1 rRNA gene is annotated in these 737 nt (G+C 54.1%); it reads left to right on the top strand.

What is annotated here, in order from left to right:
• Positions 1 to 737, top strand: a 23S ribosomal RNA gene (locus AOA59_RS00680); the annotation flags it as partial.

Raw genomic sequence — 737 nt, 5'->3', positions numbered from 1 at the left:
AGATGAAGGGCTGCGAAGCATGACCGGAAGGACATGTGGAGCGCTTGGAAGTGAGAATGCCAGTATGAGTAGCGAAAAGAGGGGTGAGAATCCCCTCCGTCGAAAGCCTAAGGTTTCCTGAGGAAGGCTCGTCCGCTCAGGGTAAGTCGGGACCTAAGCCGAGGCCGAAAGGCGTAGGCGATGGCAAACAGGTTGAAATTCCTGTACCACCACGTCACCGTTTGAGCAACGGGGGGACGCAGGAAGGTAGGGTAAGCGCGCTGATGGATATGCGCGTCCAAGCAGTTAGGCTGACAAGTAGGCAAATCCGCTTGTCATAAAGGCTGAGCTGTGATGGCGAGGGAAATATTAGTACCGAAGTTCCTGATCCTACACTGCCAAGAAAAGCCTCTAGCGAGGTGACTGGTGCCCGTACCGCAAACCGACACAGGTAGGCGGGAAGAGAATTCTAAGACGCGCGGGAGAACTCTCGTTAAGGAACTCGGCAAAATGACCCCGTAACTTCGGGAGAAGGGGTGCTCTATTAGGGTTTACGCCCGAGAGAGCCGCAGTGAATAGGCCCAAGCGACTGTTTATCAAAAACACAGGTCTCTGCTAAGCCGCAAGGCGACGTATAGGGGCTGACACCTGCCCGGTGCTGGAAGGTTAAGAGGAGGGGTTATCCTTTTTGGAGAAGCTCTGAATTGGAGCCCCAGTAAACGGCGGCCGTAACTATAACGGTCCTAAGGTAGCGAAAT

Source organism: Pseudomonas sp. 2822-15, from assembly GCF_002742515.1.
Taxonomy (GTDB): Bacteria; Pseudomonadota; Gammaproteobacteria; order Pseudomonadales; family Pseudomonadaceae; genus Aquipseudomonas; species Aquipseudomonas salomonii.
The sequence above is the reverse complement of the archived record's forward strand: the minus strand, read 5'-3'. Positions and strand labels throughout refer to the sequence as shown.